The sequence below is a fragment of the Phycisphaerae bacterium genome (genome assembly GCA_017999985.1).
Taxonomy (GTDB): domain Bacteria; phylum Planctomycetota; class Phycisphaerae; order UBA1845; family Fen-1342; genus JAGNKU01.
The window spans coordinates 85,253-107,217 of the sequence record JAGNKU010000017.1 but is presented as its reverse complement, the minus strand read 5'-3'; the positions used below and the strand labels follow the sequence as shown (position 1 = coordinate 107,217).

Sequence of the window (21,965 nt, the reverse complement as noted above, 5' to 3'; positions counted from 1 at the left end):
AACCCGTGTGCGCAGCCGGTCGGCGCTTGCTGCTTCCATGATGGGAGTTGCCAGCAGCTTACCGAGGCGGCCTGCACCGCAGCCGGCGGTGAAGCCTGGACCATGGACCAGTCCTGCACGCCGAACCCGTGTGCGCAGCCGGTCGGCGCTTGCTGCTTCCATGATGGGAGTTGCCAGCAGCTTACCGAGGCGGCCTGCACCGCAGCCGGCGGTGAAGCCTGGACCATGGACCAGTCCTGCACGCCGAACCTGTGTGTGCAGCCCACGGGCGCCTGCTGCTTCCACGATGGCACCTGCCAGCAACTCACCGAGGCAGACTGCACGTCCGCTGGCGGCGAGACCTGGATGATGGATCTAGCCTGCGAACCCAACCCGTGCACACAACCCATCGGCGCCTGCTGCTTCGACGACGGTCACTGCGAGCTTCTGACCATCATCGCGTGCGAAACCGCGACGGGGTCGTATCAAGGCAACGACACGGTCTGCAACCCCAACCCATGCCCGCAGCCGCCGCTGCGCGGCGATCTGAACTGTGACGGGCTCGTGAGCTTCGCCGACATCAACCCGTTCGTGTTGGCGCTGAGCAACCCGGATACGTACATGCAGAACTACCCGGACTGCGACATTCTCGCGGGCGATATGAACTGCGACGGCGGCACCGGCTTCCAGGACATCAACTGGTTCGTGAACTGCCTGAGCAACGGCGACTGCGACTGCCCGCCGTAAGACAGGTTGGACAGCGACTGGGCGACTGGAGCGCCCCCGGCTAAAAAGCTCACGCGCCGTGCCTCGGCGTGATCGCAGAGGCACGGCGCGCGACGCAAATGAATAGCGCAACCCACGTGCTTTGCCACGGGGGGCGCCAGCGGCGACGGGGACGCGCGGGCGGACCCGCGGGCGCTCCGTAACGCGTCGGCGGTCTAGTAGATATGCGTGCTCTCGGTCTCCATGACCGGCTCAGCAATCTGATCGCTGGTCAGGTTGACGCGGAAACGGGCATCGCCTTCCTTCACACCCTTGACCGTCACGGTCCAGACGGCCTTCGCCTTCGGCGCCAGGGTCGGCAGCGGGGCAAACTTGACCGTCTTGGCATCCGCCTTGCCTTCGGTGGCGCCGCCGGCCTTCACGAACTCCTCCTCGGCGGGGAGCACGCACTCCAGCGCGATGTTCGTGCCCGTCTCGGAGCCCTGGTTCGTGACGGTAATCGTGTAGGTCATCTGGCCGTTGACTTCGATCGGATCAGGATCGTCCACGCACTCCAGCAGGATCGCCGCGACGCCTTTCACCGGGAACTCGCACATCGCCTGCGCCTCGGCGCAGTAGGTGACTTTCGCCACGTTGCGCACCGTCGTGATCTGGTTGCAGCGGACGTTGATCTTCAGCGTCCGGCTCTGGCCGGCGTCGAGGTTGCCCAGGCGCCAGACTACGTTGCTGCCTTCACGCTGCGCGTCGTTGTCCGCGCTGATGAACTCCACGCCGGCGGGCAGGGTGTCGATCACGACGACATTCAAGGCCGTCCCCGTGCCGCGATTCGTGAGGCCCAGCTCGAACGTGGCGTCACGTCCGACGTAGCGGAGATTCGGGCATTTCTTGGTGAGCTCGAGATGCGGTGCGCCCGTTGCGGGCTGCTCGGTCTGCGCAGCGGCGAACTGGACCGCGAGAAGCACGATCGTTCCAAGGGCCAATGTTCTGCGAAGCTTCATGACACAGCTCTCCTGATGGTGGATGTGAAGCGGCCGGCAGAGCGCGCCCACGACAACGTGCGGCGCGCGTGCCCGCCAGGACTAAAACCGTCTGGACCCGCGCTCGCGCGGGCGTGCGGACGCGTGCAGCGCGCCCGGCATCAATAAATGTGCGTGCTTTCAGTCTCCTCGACCGGGCTGGTCGTCTGGTCGCTCCGCAGGGTGACCTTGAAGCGCGCATCGACTTCCTGGAGGCCCTTGGCAACCACCCGGTATGTGACCGTCGCCTTCGGCGGGAGCGCCGCCAACGGGGCAAACCGGATGCTCGGACCGTCCGCCTGGAACGACACCGGTCCGTTTGCCGACACATACTGCAGCTCGGCCGGCAACGCGCAGTCGACGACGATGTTGGTGCCGACGGCCGAGCCCTGGTTGGTGACTTCAATGGTGTAGGTCACATCGCTGCCGATCTCGATGGGATCGGGGTGATCCACCACTTCAAGCAGGATGGCCGGGATGCCGCGGATTTCCAGCCGCGCGGCCGCGGTCGCCCGCGCGCAATACGCCTCCACGGTGGCGACGTTCTCGATGGTGCCGATGACGTTGGGCTTGAGGGTGAGCTGCACGGTCCGCGCTGCCCGGGGCTCCAGCGTCCCCAGTTGCCAGACGACGTTGCCACCGACCAGTTGGCCGCCGTCCGCCGCGACGAGTTCCGTGCCCGCCGGCAACGGGTCCGTCAGGACTGCGTCGCGGGCCGGTGCGTCGCCGGTGTTGAGCACCGTGATCTCAAACGTCGCCGGCCGCCCGAGGAAACGCACGTCCGGCCCGCGCTTGGTGATGGCGAGCACCGGCTGCCGGACCACGACCCGCGCGGACGCGTCGGCCGTCAAGCCCCCTTCCTCCTGCGCCCGCGCCGTGTTGACGATCTCACCCAGCCGCGTGGCCCGCAGGCCCACGCTGTACTCACGCGCCTGCCCGGGGCCCAGCTCGCCCACGTCGATGGCAAAGCCCGACTTGCCGTCGGCCGTCGTCAGGCCGTCCGGCAGCGCGTCGGTGATGCGCACGTTCTGCACCGCGCCCGTGCCACTGTTGCTGACCACCAGCCGCAAGGGAATCGGATCACAAACCAGTGCCTCCGGCGGCAACGACTTGGTGAGGGCGAGTTGCGGCTCGACGATGTTCGTGTTGGCGCAGATCACCGTCGCAAAACTGACGGTCGCGCAGAAGTGCAGCTCCCCCGCCGACGTGGTGGAACCGCGGACACGAATGGTCTCGGTGGTTCCGGCGTTCAGGCGCGGCCATTTCCAGCGCGCGGTCCGCTCCGGGGTCAGGCTCGCCTTCGGGTCGGACGCGCGCGGCGCGAAGTTCAGCGGGAACTGCTCGACGAGCTCGACGTCGCGCAGATCGATGCGCGTGACGTTGGTGAGCTTGATCTGGTATTCCAGGTCCAGGCCGGCGCGCACCTCGCGCGGCGTGAAACGCTCCAACAGCAGGACCGCCGAGGACCGATCGCCCGTGGGATAGGCCACCTCGGTGCGAACCACCGCCGAGCGCGCCGGGGCTGGGGGCGGCGCTGTGCGCTGTTGGGCAAACGCACTCCAGGCGCCGGCCGCCAGGACCGCCAGCCAGCTTGCCGTCCGTACATACGTACACATGTGTCGCTCTCCCTACTCGTCCCCGCGGCCCTGCCGCCGGCGGAAACACGTGCTCCGCAAAAGGCACGAGGGGTGCCGAGCGTTCCGCTCGGCACCCCTCGGAGGGTTCTTAACAGCCGAGCCGGTTAGTAAATATGCGTGCTCTCGGTCTCCTGCACCGGCTCCGTGATGAAGTCAGCGGTGAGTACGGTCGTGAACCGCACGTCACCTTCCTTCACACCCTTGACGACCACCTTGTACACCAGCCGCGCCTTCGGCGCGAGTGTCGCCACCGGTGCGAACTTGACGCTCTTGCCGGAAGCCGTCGCCTTGGCGGGACCGTCGCTGGAGACGTACTCCTGCTCGTTCGGCAGCGTGCAGTCGATCACGATGTTGGTGCAATCCGCCGAACCCTGGTTGGTAACGACGATGGTGTACGTCACCTGCCCACCGACCTCGATCGGGTCGGGGTCATCGACGCACTCGAGCAGAATCGCAGGCACACCCTTGATCGGCATGGTCGTGTCCGCGCTGGCCTCGGTGCAGAACGCCTTGGCCGTGGCCACGTTCTTCACGGTGCCGGCCGAGAGCGGCTTCAGTGTCACGGTGACCTTCTTGCTGGCACCGGGCTCCAGCGTACCCATACGCCACGTCACCAGGCCGCCGGCGAAGCTGCCGCCGTCGCTGGCCGAGGTGAACTCCAGACCCGCCGGCACGGTGTCCGTCAGGACCGTGTCGCGCGCCGGAGCGTCACCCTTGTTCGTGACCGTGATTTCATAGACCGCCGGGCGGCCGATGTAGCGCATCTCCGGTCCGGTCTTCGTCACGGCCAGCTCGGGCTTGCTGACCACCGTGGTGCAGCTCGCCTCCGCCGTCAGCCCGCCGTCGGCCTTCGCCATGACCCGGTTCTCGAACCGGCCGGTGCGGTTGGCCTTGGCACTGATGCGGATTTCCTTCGACTGGCCCGCCGCGAGCGTGCCGACGTTGCTGACCGCCGACGTCTTGCCGTCGGTCGTGGTGACGCCGTCCGGCAGGTTGTCGGTGACCTGGACGTTGTTGGCCGGGCCGTCACCGGTGTTGCGCACGACGATCACGTATTCGATCGGGTCGCACAGGGTCACCGCCTCGGGGCAGCGCTTCTCGATGACCAGTTTCGGCGACGTGACGACCGTGCTCGCGCAGCAGCGCGTGGACAGGTTCATCGCCGCCTTGACCTCGGCGCAGTTCTCGAACTTGCCGGTCTTGGTCGCCTTTACCTGGATGCTGATCGACTTCGACGCACCGCCGGCGACCGAACCCAGGTTCCACGACAGCGACTGGCCGCTGGCACTGGTCGTCGGGTTGGCGGACACGAAGCTGATGCCATCCGGCAGGTTGTCCGTCACCACCACGTCCTTGGCCTCGACCTGCGAGGGGTTGGAGACCGTGATGTTGTACTCAAACTGCTGGCCGGCCAGCACCGACGCCGGCGCGGTCTTGTTGCACGCGATCTTCGGTCCGATCCAGGTCTTGGCGGTCTGGCAGTTCGCGATGTGCACCTGCGGCTTGCACTCGCCGCATTCCTGCCGCCAGATCTCGATCGCGATATTGTTGGTGCCCTCGGCCGGCGTCACCTGCCGGAGCGTGACCTTCGCCACGCCCGTGGCATCGGTCTTCACCGTCGCGGTGGTGCCGCCACCCGGCTCGAAGACGCCCGCCGGACCGTCAAGGATCTTGTAAGTCACAATGTAGTCCGCCAGCGGCGAGCCGTCGGAGTACTTCTTGACGACGGTCGCGAAGTCGTGCGTCGTACCGGTCGGGTTGGTGGCCGGCGGCGGGCACTCCCACTGGACGTCGTACCAGTGCTTGACCGCGAAGACCTTGTGCTTGTTCCAGTCGTAGATGCCCGGCGCGTAGACGATGATGTGCGTATCGCCTTCAACGGGCGATGTAATGGTGCACCAGGTCTGTCCCGGCTCGAGCTGGATGTCGTCGGACGGATCATCGGTGCCGCGGTCGAGCACGTGCTTGAAATTGTTGGTATGGGAGACCGCGTAGCGCTCGGTGACCTTGTACCCGCGGCTCGCGCGGACGCCGCTCTCGTCCACTTCGATGATGTTGCCGATGCTGCCGTCGGCGATGATCCACTCGACGCGGCGGTTGGGCAGCGGCTTGCCGTCCTTGTCCTTGACCGTCGCGACCAGCACATGCTGAGTGCGAACCGGATTGACGTCCTCGATCGGCGTCACTTCCAGCGACACCGCGAACGGATCCCAGTTCGTGTAATACCCACCTTCTGGCGGCTTCGCATGGGTCTGTTGCACGTCACCCCCGGCAGCCCAGACGAACGAGTGCGGGACCGTGTCCCGACAACCCGCGGCGGTAACCATGAGCAACACCGCCACCACCAGACCGCAAGTTCCGACCACTCGTCCAATCATCGCTGACTCCTTCTGCTTCAGTTTTGCGACATCGAAGACTTTCAGAGGTATCTTACGAAGACCTGTTTATGCGCTCACGCCGGCAGGCTTTTCCTTCGAGCGCCGCACAAAAAAACGCTTCCGTTTCTATCGGCAACCCACGCCGGTTGTCATCTGCCGCGCCAAAACCCGATGCTCAAAAGCTGCCTTTCGACAGCCGTCCGACATGCCAACCCGGAGCGGGTTGCACCCAAACTTCACGTTCACTATAACTAGGCCCAACTTGCCGTCAAGCGGCTAATCCCGCGCGAATTGCATTCGGTCACTCGCATAAGAGTGCGTCCCGCAATGGCTTCGAATGCCAAGAGTCGCGTTGCGTGCGGCGCTGACTCGGCGCGGCGTCTGGACGCCGACGCTCGCCAAAACGCCACCACGACCAAACACACCGCTCACCGACACCGCCCGGTTGCCCCATGGGATGTTGCGTCGGCACCACAATTACAGGCGTCAGAGAGACGGAAAACCGCCAACTGGGTGATCACCTTAGACAACCGGCTGACGCTCCGGCGTCACGCAGCGCCGTGGGTGGGACGACGCTGCCGACCAAGGTTGAACGTCGCGCCAAACATGCACGCAAACGTCGCGCCCGGCGGCACGTACGTTTTGCTAGGGATCCTTGGAGGTGAAATCGTTTTCTAGGCTCTAACGCCTTGCCAGGTCGCGCGCGGGCGCGAATTTGTCCACGCCGCGCGATCCGGTCAACCCGTCCGACCACGCGGACGAGTGGGTCGAGCCGGTCGCGGCGACACTGGTTCTACTGGTTCCGGGCGCGGTTTCGCCGGTCGCGTCGTCGGCTCGGCCGTCGGCTGCGTGGTTGGCTGGGCAGTCGGCCAGGTGGCTGGCCGGGTAGTCGGCCGGGTGGTTGTGGTTGGCGTGACAGTGGGCTGGGGCTTCGGCCGAGTTGTCGGCTGCGAGGTTGCCCGTCGGTCCGGCACCGGCGCCGGTCTGGCTGGTGCTTCCGTCGCAACCGCGGCACGCCGGGCGGGCTGAGACGGCACCGGGCATGATGCCTGGGCGATGCACTCCCCGGAGATGTTGTAGAGGCGAAAGACTGCTGAGACGGGCCAGTCGCCCTTGCGGATCTGAAGTTGCTCCACGGGAATCGTCAGGGGCACGGATTCGAACGTGGTCGGGTTCTGCAGCACCATGAGCGTCTTGCTGGCCGCCACCGCGCCGGCTTTGTTCTGGTAACGGCCGTCGGTCGACTTGATCGGCCGCAGTGCCGCGTTGCGCAGGCTGACCTCGTACACAAGCTGCTCGCCAACGATCCCCTCGGTTTCGATCGTGGATTTGAACGTCAGCGCCACCAGCGCGTCTCCCTGCTCGACACGTTGGCAGGTCGGGCGCAGCACCCTAGCGCGCGCCGTTTCACAGCCGGTGGCACTCGCCAGCAAGGCCAGCGCACACAGTCCCGCCAGAATCGGCCGGCGATGGATGGAACCGTACATAGTCAATTCCCGTCGTCGCCCAGGCAGCCATGCAGCACGACCGGCACCATGGCTCGCACGCGACCGCGCCGGCGAATCATGCCGGTGGTCCCAGGTAGTGACGAGCGCGCATCAGGCCGCCGATGTTCCGGTGACCGGGGCGGGCACGGCACTGCCGCGCGGGGAGCCGGGCGCGCGAACTAGCGGCGCCAATAGCCTTCTCTCAGTTCCCAGCCCTGCCGGGTACGTATCCAGCGCGCCGGCTCATACCGGTATCCGCTGCGGGCCTTCACGTAGTGTCCCTTGATCCACACGAACTGGTCGCCTTCACGCGACCAGTAGCCGTTGACCCACACGTGCGGATAGGACGGCCGCGGCGGGCGCATCTCATGAATGACCTTGGGCGGCGCTTCGCGCACAATGTGAACCGCGCGCGGTTTCTCGCGCACTACGACGACATCCGGCTCGTTCCGCTGGATGACCACCATTCGATCCTCGCGGGGCTCGACCACCATCACGCGCGACGGCGCCTCGCGTTCCACGACCACGGTTCGGGGCCGGTCCTCATGTACCCTCACTTTGCGACGATCGTCGCCGCAGCCGAGCTGCAGACTGCTCAAGACGACGCCACAGACGACAGCGCCGAACGCAGTTCGCCACCCAATCATCACATCTCTCCTGAGGTCGCTGTTGATCGCCAAGCCGTCCACGAAATCGGCAATTGCAGCCGGGATTCTAATCCCAAGAACCAGGTCGCCGCCAGTGCCACCGCAAGGACCGCTCGCGCGGTCTGTCCGCCGGCGCGCAGCGCGCGGGCCTACGGGCGGCGCAGCCCACCGAGCGCGGCGACGGTCATGATCAGCGGATACAGCCGTTCGGCATACCACAGCCGAGCGAAGTACAGACCGATCGGCGCGGCCGGGAAGCGCCGTCCGCCCTGTGTGGCCTGAACCAGCCACCGTGCACCACGATCGAGCGCAGTGACGATGGCGTCGCCGCGGTCCGCAACGCCGGAGTGCGCCGATGCGGCGGCGAGTGCCTGCACGGCCTGGCCGGTTTCTTCGATGGTCGACGACACGCCCGCCGCGCCGCCCCAGCCGCCATCCGTGTTCTGCGCCGTCAGCAGCCAGCGCACACCGCCCGGCAGCAGCGCGCGCACCGCGGGCGTCGTGCGATCGCAGCAGCGGCCCAGCGCCAGCACGACGCGCGCGGTGCCATACGTCGGATTCTCTTCGTGCGGCGCTGCCTGATTGCCAAACCAGAGCGGCACCCAGGCACCCTCTGGCCGCTGCTGCCGGCGCAGGCATTGCAGAGCTCTCTGAGCGGCGTGGCCGACCGCATGCGCGAGCGGGGCTGGCAAAAGGTCGTGCCAGGCGCGCCAGGCCAGCAGCGCGTGGGCGGTGAGTTCCGGCGCGCTGCGGTCAAACGGCAGGCGCCCCCAGCCGCGACAGAATGTCGGAATGCCGCCATCGCGGTTCTGCAAACCCAGCAGCCAACGCACTCCGTCGGTCGCGGCGGCAATTGTCGCCCCGTCGGGTTCGCCGAGGCTGCGCAGCGCGATGAGCGCCCCGGCGGTGTCATCCGCGTCCGGCACGCCGCCGGCCAGGTCCGTCCAGGCCCAGCCGCCCGGATCGGCGCCGGTGTAGCGGTGCCGCTGCCGATGCTGCTGATTGAGCAGCCAAGCCCTGACCACCTCCTGCTCGCCGGCTCCCAGCGACTCGCACTCCCGGGGAGAGCAAAGCTCTGCTTGGCTGCTGCGTGCAAGCACCACCCCGCCGGCCGCAAGCGCATTCACCGACAGCGTCGTCACCCAGGTGGCCAGGTTGGTGTCTATCGGCCAGCTTCCGTCGGCGCGTACTGAACTCTTGAGAAACTGCACGCCGCGCGTTGCGACCGGACCAGCGGCCTGATCACTACCGATCAGACTCATGACTACGAAGCTCGTCAGCGGCGTAGCCTCCAGGAAGCCGCCGTCCGGCGGCTGAATCTGTTCGAGGACGCGCCGCGTGCGGCCGTGCAGCGCCCAGCGCAGCCCGCGCAGCAGCGGGTTCCGCGCGGGCCGCCGAAAGTGCCGCACCTGCCCCATCGCAATCAGCGCGGGCAGCGCGTAACTCACCACGGGCAACTGCAGGAAGCGGAACCAGAACTGCGGCAGGGCCGCGAGTTCAAACGGCAACTGCATCACGCGCGGCCACGCCTGTGCATCCGGCCCCAACCGCCCGGCGAGCGCACACATCGTGAGGATGGGTACCGAGAATGTGCGGTCATCGCCGTAGCGGTGGACGATCGCTTGTGTCAGCGTGTCCGGGTCGAGCGCGCCGGCCGCACGGGTCAGCCAGGCATCGGCGCGGGCACGGGCGTTCTGCACATTCGCAGCGCCGCCGATCGCGTGCAGGGCGGCCCAGCAGAGGACGGTCGTGCTGATGTTGCTCGCGCTGTCGGGCGTATCGCCCCAACCGCCGTCGGCGTTCTGATGGTGCGCCAGCCACGCAGCCCCGGCCGCGCTGAGCCGGCGACATTCGGCGCACGCGGAGCGCCCGGCGTACAACCCCAGCGCGAAGGACGCCGTCGCCGTGGACAGCGCGCTGCTGGACAACTCGCCCTCCCAATGCCCGGCGCTGGTGCGCGCCGCCAGCAGACACTGTCGGGCATTCGCCAGCGTCTCGGCAACCGCAGCGGTCGTAGCCGCGGCGGCGCTCATGGGCTCAAGTGCCCCAGCGCCAGCAGCGCATAGAACGTGTACTCACAATCCGCCACGTCGTCGGTCCAGTTGCCGTAGAACGCGCCGCGATTGGTCCAAAGACTGTTAAGAAAGTCCAGGCACGGTTCGCGTACCGCCGTCAGGTCTGCCTGCTGGCTGCGCAACGCATGCAACGCTGTGGCCGTCGAAAGCAAATCCGGCAGTGGCGCTACCGGCGTCGCAAAGAACCCGCCCGCCGCGTGGTGCCGTGCCAAGAGCCACGCACCGAGTTCGGCCGGCACCGGCTGGCTAAGGCTCTGCAGCAACGCAATGGCCGCCGCGGTGGTCGGCGTCAGCCCCACCGGCAGCTCGTCATCGTTGGCGTAGCCCCCGTCGCTGGCCCGCAGCCGTTCGATACAGGCCAGGACGGCTGCCGGCGCGGGAAGGGCTGCGCCCAAGTCTTCGTGGGCACCGAGTGCAAGGAAGCAGCCGTAGAGCGTGCCGCGCGGGCTGCCCGGGCGGGCATCGTACGCCCCGTCACCACTGCGAAACGTCGCCACGTGACGCAGAAGCTCCGCCCGTGGCGCCCGCGATTTCAGCTCCGCCGGCAATGCGGCCCAGCAGCGCGCGAGGCACGCAGCATGAACCAAGTCCAACTGCTCACCGGACCCCAGTCCGGCAAGGTAGCGGGCCACGGCGTCAAAGGGCACATCGCCGTCCAAAGCCACCAAGCCCTGCAACCCGAAGACCGTGTAATAAACGTCGCTCACGCCGGCCCGGTCGCGAAACCCGCCGTCCGCGTTCATCTGGCTCCGCAAGAAACGCCGGACCAGGTCCGCCGACTCACCCAGCAGACGCGGCGCCCGCCGGGCGGCTTGCAGCATGTCGAGACGCAGACTCACGACACCAGCCCTTGAGATCGACCCCGTAGATCTTGGCGACGACGCGGCGCAACAACCCCCGCAGGCTCGGGTTTTCCAGCCCCGCCAGGCAGTGGAGCGCCTCCGCGCGGTACGCGTCCAGCAACGCCCGGCAGTGCTGCTCGGCGCCCGACTCCGCGATGATCCCGCGCAGCCGCTCACCCAGCGCACCGGGCTGACGCGACGAGACCTCGATCGCCGCGCGCACGTCGCCGGTCGTGCGTTCCAGCGCTACAGCCAACGGCAACGACGGACGCAGGCCGGTCAGATCGTCCGGCGCGTGCCCGGGCTCCAGATCCTCCAGATCGTCGCGGATTTGATAGGCCACGCCCAGCGCCGCGCTGTACTGCGTTAGCACCTCGGCCACCTCGGGCGTCGCGCCGGCGTACGCCGCACCCAGCCGGAGCGCTACCTCGAACGCCGGCGCGGTCTTCTGGCGAAAGATCTCCAGCACCGCGCTCGACGACAGCGGCCCGCCGTCGCGCACCCAGGCGAGTTCCGCACCCTGCCCGAGGCACGACGTGCGCTGCCCCGCGGCCGCGATGCGTACCATTTCGGTCCGCACGGCCGGCGGCGCATCCAGTGCGGCGAGCAGCCGATACCCATCGCCCAGCAATAGATCCCCCACATTCAGCGCCACCGGCACGCCATGTTCCGCGTTCAAGGTCGGCGCCCCGTACCGCCGGTCGTCGCCATCCTCGATGTCATCGTGCACCAGCGACGCCTTGTGGAAACACTCCACCGCAACGGCAATCTGCCGCACCGCATCCGGCAGCGCGGCCTGTGGGTCCGGTGCGAGCGCGGTGTACGTGCAGGCCGTCAGGAACGGCCGCCAGCGTTTGCCGGCCCGCGCGAGCCAGTCGCGCGCGACGCGTTCGGTCGGCGACTGCTCCGGCCCCATGATGTGCTCCAGCGCAGCCGGCGTGAACCAGGCCTCCACGGTGTGGCGCAGCGCATCCAGATCGAGGCGGTAGGTGCGGTCGGCACTGGTCAAGTGAATGGCTTCCCAGACCCAGTCCAGATCGAGCGACGTGTCGCGGCAATCACCCTGCAGGAGCGGGATGGCGACGCCGGGGATGCCCGCCGACTGCATGTGCGGAAACGCCTTCTCCAGCACGGACAGGCAACTCACGCCGATGATGGCGTCGATGCGGCCGGTCTGGATGATCTCCATGACGCGGGCCGAGCCCTCGGCACACAGGACGGCGTAGCCAAGCTGCTCGGCCTCGGTCTGTAGCGCATGGATCGCGCAGCTTCCGCAGCCCTGGCAGATCAACCCCAACTCGTCGAACGGGGCCGGGCACGTCTCCGCCACGCGCAGACACTTGGGCAGGAGCAACAGGCGCCGCTGATAGGGCACCCGCGCCAGCGCGTCGCGCCAGGTTTCGCTGTTGAGCAACACCGCGGCGAAGTTCCGGTACTGCCCGTTGAGGCCGAGACCGGCACCGAGCCGCGCAGCATGCGCATGCAGTTCGTCGAGCGACAGCGGCGGCACCGGGCGCGCGGACGCCACGTACGCCCGCGCCGCCTGCCGCAGGCGCTCGCGCTCCGCGCGCGTTGGCGGAACACCCTCCTGCGGCGGGCGGGTCCGCTCCGCCGGCGCCGGCCGGGCGGGGCGTGAGCCATTCATCGCCGAATCGTCACGTTTCATCCGTACGCGCCGAATCCGAAAAACCAGTGCCGCTTCGCAAACCGGTACAGCCAGTGCTCCTCCGGGACCTGGTGCTCGGGATCGTGCTGGCTGCCACGCGGCACCAGCGCCGCGAGCTCGGCCAGACCCGTCGCCCGCTGGGTCGTGTCCACCGCTGCGTGCCGGCGAACCAGCTCCCGCAGCACGTCGGGGCGTTCCAACAGGATACACCCGCGCGTCGTCGCCGCCGCCGTCTCCCGACAGTCGCGGACAAATTCCGACCGAGTCAGTAGATCATAGAGGCTGTCGTGGTCGCGGATGTTCTCGGCCGCAAATTGGATGATTGGGCACGGCTCGACATGCCCACCCGGGCCGATGTGGTGGCTGATGCCGATCGCCATCGGGCACAGGGCCTCCCCGCGGTCGTTCCAGTAGGCGTCGACGATCCCGATGGGCAGCCGGCCCCGCATGGCAACGGTGAAATCACGCAGGTGCCGCACCTGCTCCCGGCTCAGGGCCAGCTCGGGGGTCGGCTGCGGCCCCACGACACGGTATGTGTAGAACCAAACATAGTGCACACCCAGCTCGATCAGCCGCCGCAGCCACGCTTCGCTCACGAGGTCAAAATTCGTCTGGCAAACGCTGGTGGCCACGCCGAAGAGCAGCTTGTGTTTCCGGCAATTCTCCAACCCGGCGAGCGTCCGCGCCAGCACCTGCGACCGCCCCCGACGCGCGTCGCTCACCGCCTCCGAGCCTTCGATACTGACGAGCGGCGTCGCGTTGCCGACCGCCCGGAGCCGGCGCGCGGCTTCATCGGTCAGCAGGTGCCCGTTCGTGAAAATCTGGAAGTAGCAGTCCGGGTGGGCCTCGAGGATCTCGAATAACTGCGGATGCAGGAACGGCTCACCCCCTAGCAGACCGTAGAAGCGATTGCCGTGCCGCCGGGCCTCGGCGATCAGACGCTTCATCTCGTCCAGCGTGATCATCTGCCGCGGCGCGTCGACGTCCACCCAGCAGCCCTGGCAGCGGAGCTGGCACGAGTTGATGATGGACACATATATGAACGGTGGGAAATGCACGCCGGCCCGCAAGCGGCGTTTGAACCGCTGCACCGCCCGCAGGCCGTGAAACCCGAAGTTCCAGGCGAACTTCCACAGGGCGCGCCGGTCCACCTCCGTCAGCATCCGCTTCGTCAGGGCCAGCAGCATGCGCGCGTCCTTATTCCGCCGGCGGTGACGGAGGTCCTTCGGCCAGCGTGCCTTGCGTACCCTGGAACTTCTCAAGGCAACGCCGCCGCTCTTCCAGCGCTCGCGCTTCATCCTGTTGCGGCGAAAACCGCGGCTTCACCTGGGCGCTGCGGTCGCGCAGGACCTGGTGGATGTTGCCGCCCAGCCGCGCCGAGACGTTGATCCCCACGGCTTCGCGCCGCAGGTCCTCGGGGCGGACCTGGTCGCCGTTGATCGGCGCGGCCCCATACTTCGGAAAGATGATCGCCGCCTCGGGGCAGACGCGGGCACACGCGGGGCAATCGGTCTTGCAATTGCGCGGCCGCTGAACTTCCACCCGCCCCTGCTCCGACAGGCCATACACGCTGAAGAGGCAGAACGACAAGCATTGTTTGCAGTTGACGCAGCGCTCACCGTCGATGACCGGGAACCAGGGCTTCCATCCGTCCGGCGGACCCGCGCCGGCGGCGGCCCGCAGGGCGGCAGCCATTTCCGACTGTGCCCCCGGATTGGTGTCGCCGCGAGCGCGATCCGGTCCGAGCAGACCCGCGATCACCTCGTCCGCGGTCGCGGTCCGCAGGTTCAGAATCTCGACGCCGTCAGCGGGCAGCGGCGCACCGGCCCGGGCGAACAACCAACGGACCGCACGCGGGAAGCACGCCGCGATCTTCAGTCGCCCGCCAGCCGCCAGGCGCGGCAACCGGGGGTCGCGCGTGGCCGCCAGCGCGCACAGGTCCGGCACAGCGTGGAACGCAACGCCCAACTCAAGCAGCCGGCGTAGGACTTCGTCCTTCACCGCTGCGGGGACGACCTGCGCGTAGGCACAGTGACAGTACAGAATGGAAGTCTCGTGCAACTCGGGCTGTGGCACATCAATCATCTGATCCTCGCGCGCGCTACCATGCCCATTCTAGCGGGCCCCAATCCCCCCAGACCACGGCGATGAAGCCGTGGATGGGCTCAACATTCAGCCGGGCATCGACTTATGCGTGGCACCGCAGCATGGCGCCTTGTACTGTCCGGGTCCGACCGGGCGGCGCGCCGGACATAGCATCAATCGTTATGTACCCCGCCGCCGCTTGTCGGGCAACAGTTCGCCCGGGGCGGGTCGTGGCGCCGGTGCTAATCCGCGCCGCGCGAGGGTTTGCGCTGGCCGGAGCGCGTGGCGGGCCGCGGCGTGGTGCGGCGCCCGGTGGTGCGGCGTTTGACGCGTGCCGGTAAGTTGCTCGCCGGCAGTCCGCGCAGGGCAGCGAGCGTGTAGTCGACCACATGCTCGACGAGTGTGGCGACGCTCGGATCGGCCAGGGTCGGAAACAGACGACGCGCAATATGGCGATAGTGGATGTAAAAGAGCGACGTTGCCACGATGCTGCAGACCGCAAGCATGGCCTGTCGTTCCGGCAGATCCGGGCGGATCTCGCGCACGGCTTCCCGCAGGCGCTGCGCCGGGCTTTGCACGAGGTCGTGCACCTGGTCGAGCGCCGGTGTCGGCTGAAACATCTCGCGCCCCAACAGCCGCGTGTGCCACTTCGGGCGTGCCGGATCCAGCGCCACCGTGAGCATCCCGGACAGCAGTTGCCGCACGCGCCCCTCGGGCGTGCCCGCCGTCAGCGGCTGGTTCAGGGTGGTAAGCACGCCTTCATGCACGTGCCGCAGCACCTGCGCGTAGAGCTCGAACTTGTCGTGGAAGTGGTAGTTCACCGCGGCGATGTTGGCACCCGCGCGCTGCGTGATGTCGCGGATCACCGCGCCGTGCAGGCCTTTCTCGGCGAAGATCTCGCCGGCCGCCTCCATGAGTTTCTCGCGCGTGACCGCGCCGGCGGTGTGACGGGGTGCGTCCATCGGTGGTCTACCTGGCGACTGAGCGGATTCCGTGCACTGGCATTCCAGAGGCAGGATATCGCAGCCGCGGCCCGATGTCAAACATAAGATTGAAAATTCCGTTTGACACGCGGCCGGGCCGCCGTAGAATTAGCAGCCGTCCGGATCGGCGTTGCCGCAGCGTCCCCCCGGCGGCGATGCAGAACACCAGCCCCGGAGCGCGGCGGCGCCCGCGACGCCGACGGATACGGTGCGGCTGCGCCCGCGCGGCATCGCAGCCACGGAAGTACGTATGAAACATCCCCACACACAGGCGCTTGTGTCACTCGGCTGCCTACTGGCCGGCTGTACCGTCGGCCCGGCCTACCACGCCCCCACGCCAACCTTGCCCGCCAACTGGCACCAGGCGGCGACCGACGGGCTCGCGTCCGGCAGCGCGAACGTGCAGCAATGGTGGCAGGTCTTCCAGGATGACACTCTCGCCAGCCTGATCCAGCGCGCCGTCGCCGGCAACCTCGACCTCCGCAGCGCGGCGCTGCGCGTCCGGCAGGCCCGCGCGCTGCGCGGCGTCGCGGCCGGCGAGCTGCTGCCATCGCTCAGCGGCCGCGGCAGCTACCAGCTTTCGCAGTCGTCCGCGAACGGCCCCCTGGGCGGCGGCCCGGAGGCCCCCGGGCCGGGCGCGCGGTTCACCGAATCCGTCTCCCGCGGCATCGCCACCAGCATCCTCGGCCAGAACTTGGCCTCCGCCGTGCCCGGCGTGCCCGGCATCACGAACTCGGTGGCCGGCGGCCTGATCGGCCTCATCCCCAGCCGCACCGATCTCGCCGACCAGCCAACCATGAACCTGTTCGCGACCGGGTTCGATTCTGCCTGGGAGCTCGACCTGTTCGGCGGGATCCGGCGCAACGTTGAAGCCGCTGACGCTGACCTCGCCGCCGCGACCGAAGACTACCGCGGCGTGCTCGTCAGCCTGCTGGGGGAAGTGGCCACGACGTATATCGACCTGCGGGCCCTGCAGAGCCAGCTTGAAGCCACGCGACAAAACGTCGAGCTCCAGAGGGAGACGTTGTCGCTGACGCAGGCCCGGCTCAATGCGGAGCTGACTTCGGAGCTGGACGTCCGGCAGGCCGAGGCCAACCTCGCCGCCACGGAATCGGAACTCCCTCTGCTGGAAACCGGGTTCACGGTGGCCATCTACCGCTTGAGCGTGCTGCTGGGCAAGGAGCCCGGGGCGTTGTTTGACGAGCTGTCCGTCGCGCGGACCATTCCGCAGCCGCCGGCGGAAACCCTGGTCGGCGTCCCCACGGACATTCTGCGCCGGCGACCGGATTTGCGGGCGGCAGAGCGGCGGCTCGCGGCGGAGACAGCCCGGATCGGCGTGGCCGCCGCGGAGCTCTATCCGCGCCTGACGCTGTCCGGAACGTTTGGACTCGAAGCCACGGATATCAATCACCTGCTGGACGGCCGGAGCGTAACGTACGGCCTTGGCCCCGCCGTCCGCTGGAACATCTTCGACGGCTTGCGGAACCTTAACCGGATCGCGGCGCAGGAGGCGGCGACGCACCAGGCCTACGTCGTGTACGAGCAAACCCTGTTGCGGGCGTTGCAGGAAGTCGAGTCCGCCATGATCGCCTACAAGCGTGAGCAGACGCGCCGCGACGCGCTGCTGCGCGCAGCCGAGGCTGCCCGCCGGGCCGTCCAGATCGCCGAAAAACGTTACGAGGATGGGCTGACGGATTTCGAGAGTGTGCTGGTTGTGCAGCGTTCGCTGGTGCAACTGGAGAATGCGGTCGCGCAGAGCCGCGGGCAGGTGGCCGTCAACCTTGTGGCCGTCTACAAGGCGCTGGGTGGCGGCTGGTCGCCCGAGACAACCCCGCCCGCCGACGACGTGCGTGAACAGTCCGCGGCGCTGGCGGACCCGGTGGACTACTTTTTCTCCGGCGGGCAGACAACGTTGCCTTGGGAGGCCCAGCCGCACGACGACGCCGCGCCGCCTGTGACCACGACGGACCAGAAATGAGTCCGGGCCGGGAGCGACTGCCGAGCGCCATCGCACGCTCCCCCGCCGGGATTGTGAGGTAGCGGATGTTCACACGCATCAAGTTCACGTGGGTAACTCTCGTACCGCTTGTGCTCGCGGGCGTACTCGGGTCGGGCTGCAAACCGGCGGCCGCACCCGCGCAGCGGCCGCCGCCGCAGTTGCCCGAAGTGGCCGTGGTCGTGGTTACGCCGCAGGCCGTATCGCTGAGCACCGAATTGCCGGGCCGCACAGCGGCGTACCTGGAAGCCGAGGTCCGTCCCCAGGTGAGCGGCATTATCCAGTCGCGGCACTTTGAGGAAGGGCAGGACGTCAGCGCGGGCGACTTACTGTACCAGCTTGACCCGGCGCGCTATCAGGCGATTCACGCGCAAGCCCAGGCGGCCCTGGCTATTGCCGAGGCCCAGTTGCCGGCGCTGCGGGCCCGCGTGGAGCGTTACACCAACGCGCTGGCGGAACGGGCGGTCAGTCAACAGGACTATGATGAAGCGGTAGCGGCGCTGAAGCAGGGCGAGGCCACCATCCAACTGCGCGCGGCCGAGGTGGAGAGCGCGCGGATCGATTTGTCCTACACGCAAATTACGGCGCCGATTTCCGGGCGCATCGGCAAGTCCTACGTGACCGTCGGCGCGCTCGTAACCGCCAACCAGCCGACGGCGCTGGCGACGATCCGCCAGTTCGATCCGATCTACGTGGACGTGACGCAGTCGTCGGCAGAACTGCTGCGTATGAAGCGCGAATTCGAATCCGGCGCACTTCGCGCCAGCGGTGACCAGCGCGTCGTGCGCCTGTTCCTCGAAGACCGGACGCCGTACGCGCTGGAAGGCAAGCTGCAGTTCCGCGACATCACGGTGGAGCCGACCACCGGGTCGTACACGCTGCGGATCGTGTTTCCGAACCCGGAGCACCTGCTCCTGCCGGGCATGTTCGTGTGGGCGAGCGTGCAGGAGGGCACCGCCGAGCAGGCGATCCTTGTGCCGCAGGAGGGTGTAAGCCGCAATCCCAAGGGTGAGGCGATCGCGTTGATCGTGGACGAGACCGACACGGTGCAGCAGCGCAAGCTCACGCTCAATCGCGCGCTGGGCAACCAGTGGCTGGTATCCGACGGTCTCTCGGCCGGCGACCGCCTGATCGTCGAGGGCCTGATCAACGCGCGGCCGGGCAACCCGGTGAGAGTCGTGCCGTTCGCGAGCGCGGCGGGGCAGCGCGGCGCCGGGGCCGCGCATAGCCCGGCCAGCCGGCCGAACTGACGGAGTATCCTGGTGTTATCGAATTTCTTCCTGGACCGCCCGGTTTTCGCGTGGGTGATCGCCATCATCATGATGCTGGCGGGCGGGCTGGCGATCTACAACCTGCCGGTCTCCCAGTATCCGCCGATCGCACCGCCCTCCATCGCTATCGAAGCGTTCTACCCCGGGGCCTCGGCCGAGACCGTCGAGAACAGCGTCATCCAGATCATCGAGCAGAAGATGACCGGGTTCGACAAGCTGCTGTACATGACCGCCAGCAGTGACGCGTCGGGCGCCGGGCGCATCGAACTGACGTTCACCGCGGGGACCGATCCGGACCTCGCGTGGGCCCAGGTCCAGAACAAGCTGCAGCTCGCGATGGCGAGCCTGCCCGACGTGGTGCAGCGCCAGGGGATCAAGGTCAGCAAGTCCACCCGCAACTACCTGTTGCTGGTGGGCCTGATCTCGGAAGACGGCAGCCTGGACGGCAACGACCTGCGCGACTACGTGCAGGCCAACATCGAGAAGGTGCTGGCGCGCGTGCCGGGCGTGGGCGAGGTCGAGAGCTTCGGCTCCCAGTACGCGATGCGCATCTGGCTGAACCCGGACAAGCTGACGGACTACAAGCTCACCATCGACGACGTCATCGCGGGTCTGCGCGCCTACAACGTGGAGATCTCCGCCGGCCAGTTCGGCGCGGCGCCCGCGGTGGACGGGCAGCGGCTCAACGCGTCGATCATCGTGCAGAACCTGCTGCGCACGCCCGAGGAGTTCGCCGCCATTCCGCTGCGCGTCAATCCGGACGGCTCGATGGTGCGCGTGCGGGACGTCGGGCGCACGGAGCTGGGGACCGAGCGCTACGAGATGAACGCGCTGCACAACGGCAAGGAAGCGGCGGCGCTGGCCATCCGCCAGGCCGCGGGCGCGAACGCCCTCGAGACAGCCCGAGCCGTCAAGGAGAAGATGGAGGAGTTGTCCCGGTACTTCCCGCCCGGAATACAGGTGATCTATCCGTACGACACGACGCCGTTCGTGCGCGTGGCCATCAACGAGGTCATCAAGACACTGATCGAGGCGATCGTGCTGGTGTTCCTGGTAATGTACCTGTTCCTGGGCAACATTCGCGCGACGCTGGTTCCGACCATCGCCGTGCCGGTCGTGCTGCTGGGGACATTCGCGGTCCTGGCCTGGTTCGGGTTCTCGGTCAACATGCTGACGATGTTCGCGATGGTACTGGCCATCGGCCTGCTCGTGGACGACGCCATCGTGGTCGTCGAGAACGTCGAGCGCGTCATGAGCGAGGAGGGCCTGCCGCCGCGCGAGGCCACCCGCAAGTCCATGCGCGAAATCACCAGCGCGCTGATCGGCATCGGCCTGGTGTTGGCTGCGGTGTTCGGCCCGATGGCGTTCTTCGGCGGCTCCACCGGCGTCATCTACCGCCAGTTCTCCGTAACGGTAATCGCGTCGATGCTGCTGTCGGTCGTCGTGGCCCTGATCCTGTCGCCGGTGCTGTGTGCATCGCTCTTGAAGCCGGTGGCGAAGGGGCACGAGGCGGCGGAGGGCGGGTTCTTCCTGCTGCGACCGTTCTTCCTGGCGTTCGACCGCGCGTTCTACTGGCTGCGCGACCGGTATCAGGCGCTGGTGGGACACATCCTCGGCCAGAAGCTACCCTACCTGTTCATCTACGTGCTGATCGTCGCGGCTCTGGGCCACCTGTTCCAGCGCATGCCCACCGCGTACCTGCCCGACGAGGATCAGGGCATCATGTTCGTGCAAGCCATGCTGCCCGCCGGCGCCACCCTGGAGCAGACGGGCGAGGTGATGAGCCAGGTCCGCAGGCACTTTGAGGAGCATGAGCAGGAAGCCGTGGCCTCCTGCCTGACGCTGGCCGGCCGGAACTTCTCCGGCGCCGGACAGAACGCCGGCATGGCGTTCGTCAAACTCAAGGACTGGGAGCTGCGCACGCGGCCGGATCTCAAGGTGGGCGCCGTCGTCGGGCGGGCCATGCAGGCGTTTTCGCAGATCCGCAACGCGCGCGTGGTTGCGTTTCCGCCGCCGGCGGTCGTGGAGCTGGGGCAGGCAGGCGGGTTCGACTTCCAGTTGCAGGACCGCGGCGGATTGGGGCACGAAGCCCTGATGGCGGCGCGCAACCAGCTCCTGGGGATGGCGGCCCAGGATCCGCGCCTGACGAAGGTGCGTCCCAACGGCCTGGAAGACGTGCCGCAGTATCGCATCGACGTAGACTGGGAAAAGGCTGGCGCGCTGGGAATCCCGATCAACGCCATCCACAACACGATTTCGGCCGCGTTCGGCAGCGCGTACGTCAACGACTTCATCCAGGGTGGGCGCGTCAAGCGGGTGTACGTCCAGGCCGACGCCCCCTACCGCATGCTGCCCAGCGACCTGGAGCGTCTGTACGTGCGCAACCAGGCCGGGACGATGACGCCCTTCGAGGCGTTCGCCTCCGGACGCTGGAGCTACGGTTCGCCGAGCCTGCAGCGCTTCAACGCTTTCCCCTCCATCAATATCTGGGGCGAAGCGCCGCCCGGGCGAAGTTCCGGCGAGGCGATGCAGGCCATGGAGGAGCTCGTGGCCAAGCTGCCCAAGGGCATTGGCCATGATTGGACCGGCGTCTCCTACCAGGAACGGATGGCAACATCCCAGGCGCCGCTGCTCTACGCCTTCTCGATGATCGTGATCTTCCTGTGTCTGGCGGCCCTCTACGAGAGCTGGACCGTACCGATCTCAATCATGCTGGCGCTGCCGCTGGGCGTCATCGGCGGCGTCCTGGCCACGTCGCAGCGCGGGCTGCCCAACGACGTGTACTTCCAGATCGGACTGCTCACCGTGCTGGGGCTGACCACCAAGAACGCGATCCTGATCGTGCAGTTCGCCATGGCGAAGGTGGAGGAAGGCCGGCACCTGCTGGAGGCCACGCTCGAGGGCGCGCGCCTGAGGTTGCGGCCGATCGTCATGACCTCGCTGGCCTTCGGCTTCGGCGTGCTGCCGCTGGCCACGGCGACCGGGGCCGGCGCCGGCGCGCAAACGGCCATCGGCACCGGCGTCCTGGGCGGGATGGCCACGGCCACATTTCTGGCGATCTTCTTCATTCCGCTGTTCTTCGTGGTGGTCTGCCAGATATTCGGCCGCAAGTACCGCGACCAGCGCGCGAGCCAACCGGGCGCGGCGAGCGGCGCCACGCAGGGCGCGCCGTGAGCA

At 67.6% G+C, this 21,965-nt stretch carries 15 protein-coding genes; 4 read left to right on the top strand and 11 right to left on the bottom strand.

Annotated features, from left to right (window positions below; all coding sequences use genetic code 11):
• On the top strand, window positions 1-726 hold a 726-nt coding region (locus KA383_18220; GenBank protein ID MBP7748055.1), incomplete at its 5' end, for a hypothetical protein.
• A 194-nt stretch (window positions 727-920) separates the two neighbouring features.
• Here the strand turns inward: KA383_18220 and KA383_18215 are convergent.
• From KA383_18215 to KA383_18165, 11 genes are all read right to left on the bottom strand, one after another.
• On the bottom strand, window positions 921-1,703 hold the full coding sequence (locus tag KA383_18215; GenBank protein ID MBP7748054.1) for a DUF11 domain-containing protein: 783 nt from the start codon (window positions 1,701-1,703) through the stop codon (window positions 921-923).
• Between the two features lie 140 nt (window positions 1,704-1,843).
• Complete coding sequence (locus KA383_18210) at window positions 1,844-3,337, bottom strand: DUF11 domain-containing protein (GenBank protein MBP7748053.1); 1,494 nt, start codon at window positions 3,335-3,337, stop codon at window positions 1,844-1,846.
• A 125-nt stretch (window positions 3,338-3,462) separates the two neighbouring features.
• Entirely contained in the window at window positions 3,463-5,736 is a 2,274-nt protein-coding gene (locus tag KA383_18205) for a DUF11 domain-containing protein (GenBank protein MBP7748052.1), read from the bottom strand.
• Window positions 5,737-6,473: 737 nt separating this feature from the next.
• A complete protein-coding gene (locus tag KA383_18200) occupies window positions 6,474-7,223 on the bottom strand; it encodes a hypothetical protein (protein ID MBP7748051.1) in 750 nt (249 codons plus the stop codon).
• Between the two features lie 179 nt (window positions 7,224-7,402).
• A complete protein-coding gene (locus KA383_18195; GenBank protein MBP7748050.1) occupies window positions 7,403-7,870 on the bottom strand; it encodes a YXWGXW repeat-containing protein in 468 nt (155 codons plus the stop codon).
• 149 nt (window positions 7,871-8,019) lie between these two features.
• Window positions 8,020-9,903 carry a squalene--hopene cyclase gene (locus KA383_18190; GenBank protein MBP7748049.1) on the bottom strand — a complete coding sequence of 628 codons (1,884 nt, stop codon included), beginning with the start codon at window positions 9,901-9,903 and terminating at the stop codon, window positions 8,020-8,022.
• Window positions 9,900-10,784 (bottom strand): hypothetical protein, encoded by an 885-nt coding sequence (locus tag KA383_18185; protein MBP7748048.1) that lies wholly within the window; start codon window positions 10,782-10,784, stop codon window positions 9,900-9,902. The genes KA383_18190 and KA383_18185 overlap by 4 nt, the downstream gene beginning before the upstream one ends.
• Window positions 10,726-12,453: a polyprenyl synthetase family protein gene (locus KA383_18180; protein MBP7748047.1), complete on the bottom strand. Its 1,728-nt coding sequence runs from the start codon at window positions 12,451-12,453 to the stop codon at window positions 10,726-10,728. The genes KA383_18185 and KA383_18180 overlap by 59 nt, the downstream gene beginning before the upstream one ends.
• Window positions 12,450-13,640 carry a radical SAM protein gene (locus KA383_18175; GenBank protein ID MBP7748046.1) on the bottom strand — a complete coding sequence of 397 codons (1,191 nt, stop codon included), beginning with the start codon at window positions 13,638-13,640 and terminating at the stop codon, window positions 12,450-12,452. The genes KA383_18180 and KA383_18175 overlap by 4 nt, the downstream gene beginning before the upstream one ends.
• Window positions 13,641-13,650: 10 nt before the next feature.
• Window positions 13,651-14,148 (bottom strand): ferredoxin family protein, encoded by a 498-nt coding sequence (locus KA383_18170; protein ID MBP7748045.1) that lies wholly within the window; start codon window positions 14,146-14,148, stop codon window positions 13,651-13,653.
• A gap of 632 nt (window positions 14,149-14,780) precedes the next feature.
• A complete protein-coding gene (locus KA383_18165; protein ID MBP7748044.1) occupies window positions 14,781-15,500 on the bottom strand; it encodes a TetR/AcrR family transcriptional regulator in 720 nt (239 codons plus the stop codon).
• Between the two features lie 271 nt (window positions 15,501-15,771).
• Here KA383_18165 and KA383_18160 point away from each other — a divergent pair, with 271 nt between their 5' ends.
• The 3 genes from KA383_18160 to KA383_18150 all read left to right on the top strand — a co-directional run bounded on the left by KA383_18160 (window position 15,772) and on the right by KA383_18150 (window position 21,962).
• Window positions 15,772-17,499, top strand: coding sequence for an efflux transporter outer membrane subunit (locus KA383_18160; GenBank protein MBP7748043.1), 1,728 nt, complete (start codon window positions 15,772-15,774; stop codon window positions 17,497-17,499).
• 65 nt (window positions 17,500-17,564) lie between these two features.
• Entirely contained in the window at window positions 17,565-18,767 is a 1,203-nt protein-coding gene (locus tag KA383_18155; GenBank protein MBP7748042.1) for an efflux RND transporter periplasmic adaptor subunit, read from the top strand.
• Window positions 18,768-18,779: 12 nt separating this feature from the next.
• The gene (locus KA383_18150; GenBank protein ID MBP7748041.1) at window positions 18,780-21,962 is read left to right on the top strand and encodes an efflux RND transporter permease subunit; all 3,183 of its coding nucleotides are present in this window, start codon (window positions 18,780-18,782) and stop codon (window positions 21,960-21,962) included.
• The last annotated feature ends 3 nt before the right edge of the window (window positions 21,963-21,965 follow it).